Below are 4,001 nucleotides of genomic sequence, written 5' to 3' on the forward strand. Positions count from 1 at the left end.
CGGCCGCAGGCCGACCGGGGGTGGCGGGTCGCCTTCTTTGCCTCCTTTCTTGGCGAAGCAAGAAAGGAGGTCGCCCGCCGGGGCGAAATCCCGGCCAACGATACGCAAAACATCGGAAAGCCCGTAAGCAAGGGCTCAAGCCTTACCTGTCGAAGCGAAAACGCTTTCCACACTTAACGCGAACAGCGCCAATGAATTCGACCCCACAACAAGACGTTCTCCAGCGGCTGGCTGGAGGACTCACATCGCCGCGCGGCCCTATCCTCCAAACAAGCTTGGCAGCCCGGTGGCCAGCCAGGGGATCCATGAGATGACGAGTGCCCCCAGGAAGATCGCCAGCAGGGCCGGCAGTACCGAGATGGCAATCTCCTTGACCGGCCGGGCGAACATGGCCGAGGCGAAGAAGATGTTCATGCCCGCCGGGGGGCAGAGAAAGCCCATCTCCATCACCGCCAGGAAGATCACCCCGAAGTGCACCGGGTCGATGCCATAGCTCAGGGCCACCGGCAACAGCAGGGGCACCAGCACGACGATGGCGGCGTAGATCTCCATCAGCGCGCCGGCCAGGAACAGGAAGGCATTGAGGGCCACCAGGAAGGCGAACTTGTTGGGCAGGGCGGCCTGCACCCATTCCACCGCCGCGTCCGGGATGCCGGCATCCACCAGATAGTTGGTGAGGCCCAGGGCCATGCCCAGGATCACCATCACGCCACCGATCACCTGGGTGCAGTCAGCCAGACAGCGGCGCAGCAGGGGCCAGTCCAGTTCCCGGTGGGCCACCGCCTGGGTGAGGATGGCGTAGGCCGCGGTGAGGGCTGCGCTCTCGGTGGGAGTGGCCAGGCCGCTGATCAGGGAGCCGATGGCCAGCACCGGAGCCAGGATCTCCCAGCGGGCGGCCCAGGCGGCGGTCCGGGCCTGACGCAGGTCGGCACGGGGCAAGTCGGGCGCAGCTGCGACCAGGCGGGCAGGGCGCAGATAGCCACCCACCACCAGCAGGAAGGCCACCATCACCAGCGCCGGCAGGATGCCCGCCAGGAACATGCTGTGGATGGGCACCCGGGCGATGATGGCGTACATGATCAGCGGCACCGAGGGCGCCAGCAGCACGCCCAGGGCGCTGGCGCTGGTGACCAGGCTGATGCCCTTGCGCTCGGGAAAGCCGGCGTCCTTGAGCAGTGGCAGCAGCAAGCCGCCGAGGGCCAGGATGGTCACACCGCTGCCGCCCGTGAAGGCGGTGAAGAATGAACACAGCAGGGCCGCCGCGATTACCGTGCCGGTGGGGCCGCCACCGAAGCTGGCGGTGAACAGGGTGCCCAGGCGACCGGCCGCGCCGCTGCGGGCAAACACCAGCCCGGCCAGGGTGAACAGGGGCAGGGCGGGCAATGATGGATTGACGGTGATCTGGTAATGACTGAGGGGCACCGAGGCCAGGGGCTGGCCTTCCGCCCAGAACAGGGCCAGGGCCAGGCCGCCGAGGATGGCGAAGATCGGCGCCCCGGCCAGCAGCACGAGCACGAGGCCGACGGCAAAGGGGGCCAGGGGAAGGGGCGTCCCATCGAAATGCAGGGCGAAGGTGAAGCCCATGCCGGCCAGGGCCAGGCCCAACAGCAGGCCGGCCACGCGATGGGGCGCACAGCGGCTGCCCAGGCGCACACCGAGGATCACGAAGCCGGCAGGCATCAGGGCCTGCACGGCCCATACGGGAATGCCGTAGGCGAGTTCGCGTCCGCCCTCCATCTCGCTGGCCACAAAGGTCCAGCTGGCGGCGCCGAGCATGCCCGAGAGGATAGCCGCGCCACCGTTGGCGAACACCCCTGCCGCCTGCTTCAGCCACGGGCTGCGTGCGTTGGCAAAGCCGTTGCCCAGGGTGCTCAGGTGGCCTCCCCGTTCCGCCAGCACCGCGCCGAACATGGCGACGGCCAGGCCCAGGTGTTGGACCAGCATGGCGGCGTTGGCGATACCCTTGCCGTGCAGAGGGCGCAGGGCGATCTCGACCAGCGGGATGAGGGTCATCAGCGCCAGCGCCGTGGAGGCGATGGCTTCATCGATAGCCGGAAAGCGGCGCATGGCGGGGCTCAGCGCTTGCCGGCCCGATAGGCCTTGAGCAGAGCGAAGACTTCGTCGAAGGTTTCGGCCGGCACCATGTGGCCGCGGATGCGCGGATAGAGCTTGTCGGCCAGGGCCTGCCATTCCTGCAGCTGCTCTGCTGTCGGGGTGTGCACCTGCAGGCCGCGCTTCTTCATGGCGGTGACGGCCTCATCCACTTCCTGACGGGCCCGGGTGCGCATCTGCAGGCCGGCCTTGGCGCCGGCCTCGCGCAGGGCACCCTGGGCAGCCGGTGTCATCTCGTCCCAGCTCTTCTTCGTCACCACCAGGGCGCCGACGATGGGTGCCCAGTTGATGTCGAGCATGTGCGGTGCGGAGGTATACACCTGGCTGGCCAGCGCGAAATAGGGGGTGGCCGGCACGGCGTTGATCATGCCGGTCTGGATGGAGGGCAGGATGTCGCTGGTTTCCAGGGGCACCGGGGTGTAGCCCAGGCTCTTCATGATCTCCTGCTGCTCGGTTTCACCGGCCCAGGTGAAGAACTTCATCTTCTTGAAATCGTCCGGGCGCACGGCGGTCTCCTTCGAGAAGAAGCGTACCCAGCCCGCATCGCCCCAGGCCAGCACCACGAAGCCCTTGTCGAGGAATTTTCTTTCCATGGCCGGGCGCATCTTCTCGCGCACGTAGTCCACCTCGTCCCAGCTGCGGAAGAGCAGGGGCATGGACTGGAGGGCAGAGATGGTCGGCTCGATTTCGCGAAGGCCCACCACCGACAGCAGGGCGCCTTGCAGCTGGCCGATGCGCATGCGCCGGGCCATGTCGGTTTCGCCGCCCTGGCTGCCGTCCGGGTAGATCACGTACTTGGCGCCTTCGCCCTGGGTAGCGCGCCAGGCTTCGCCCACCTCCATCAGCTGGCGGTGGTAGAGGGAGTTCTTGGGGGCCAGGGTGCCGATGCGCAGCTGGGGCGCGGCAAGGGCCGGGAGGGCGAGGAGCAGACCGAGGGCGAGGGCGGCGAGGCGGCCGGGTTTGGGCATGGAGGAGGTCCGGTAAATGAAGGCAGGGGGATCAGAACAGGTCGTCGGCGGTCTGGATCAGCCATTCGGCGCGGCGGCGCATGACGGCGTTGGAGAGGGTCAAGGGGCTGCCGGGGGCGTCGCGCACGGCCATGGCCTGCTCCAGCAGGGCCAGGAAGGCGGCCTTGTCGCCAGCGGGTTGGGCAATGCCCTCGGCCTTGGCCACGAAGGCGCCGGCGTTACGCCCGGCACCGAGGCGCAGAGCCTCATCGAAATAGGCCTCGGCCTGCTGACGGCTGCCACCCGGGCGGGCCGCTTCAAAGCTGCCCATCAGGCTGGCAAGGGCGCCATCGCCGTATGCCGGGTTGCCGGCCCAGGCGAGCTGAGCCAGGCGTATCGCGGCGGGCAGGTCGGCCACGGTGTCGGGGTCGTCCTTGGAGAGCGAGATCAGCCCACCCCAGGCGGCGGCTGCCCAATAGGCAACAGGGATGTGCTGGGGGGCCAGGGGCGGGAGGATGTCCTGCCCCTCCAGCTGGCGGCGCAGGCCCGGGCGACGAGTCTCCAGGGCGGCAAGGGCGTGGTCGCGGCCGCGGCGGTAGAGGCTTGCGGCCCGGCTGCGCAGGCGGGCCGCAGCCCGGGCATCGGAGGCCTCCAGGCGATCAGCCTCAAAGGCTACGAAGGCATAGCTGTACTGGGTGAAACCGCCGGCCACGGCACCGGCCAGGGGCAGATGCCCGGGTTGCTCCCGGAGCACCGATTCGGACAGTTTGAGGTAGAAGGCTGCGGCATCCCGCGCCAGTTCGGGATCGGCCTCCGCCGACTGCCCCTGGTTCGCCAGGCTGTCGGCCAGCTCGCCCAGCACCAGCTGCCGGGGGGCGCAGGCGGAGAGGCCCAGAGCCAGCAGGGGAACGAGCAGAGCCCGGGCGAGGGTGTGCCCGGGGC

Annotated in this window: 3 protein-coding genes; all 3 read right to left on the reverse strand. The window is 68.8% G+C overall.

Annotated elements, in window-relative coordinates; translation table 11 throughout:
* Positions 1 to 258: 258 nt before the first annotated feature.
* Positions 259 to 2,067, reverse strand: coding sequence for a TRAP transporter large permease subunit (locus ACIQ09_RS21820; protein ID WP_398314466.1), 1,809 nt, complete (start codon positions 2,065 to 2,067; stop codon positions 259 to 261).
* An 8-nt stretch (positions 2,068 to 2,075) separates the two neighbouring features.
* Complete coding sequence (gene dctP, locus ACIQ09_RS21825; RefSeq protein WP_398314468.1) at positions 2,076 to 3,080, reverse strand: TRAP transporter substrate-binding protein DctP; 1,005 nt, start codon at positions 3,078 to 3,080, stop codon at positions 2,076 to 2,078.
* Between the two features lie 31 nt (positions 3,081 to 3,111).
* Positions 3,112 to 4,001 (reverse strand): TRAP transporter TatT component family protein (locus ACIQ09_RS21830; protein ID WP_398314470.1); only part of this gene is annotated, 890 nt, incomplete at its 5' end.

It is taken from the genome of Zoogloea sp. (genome assembly GCF_044344315.1).
Taxonomy (GTDB): domain Bacteria; phylum Pseudomonadota; class Gammaproteobacteria; order Burkholderiales; family Rhodocyclaceae; genus Zoogloea.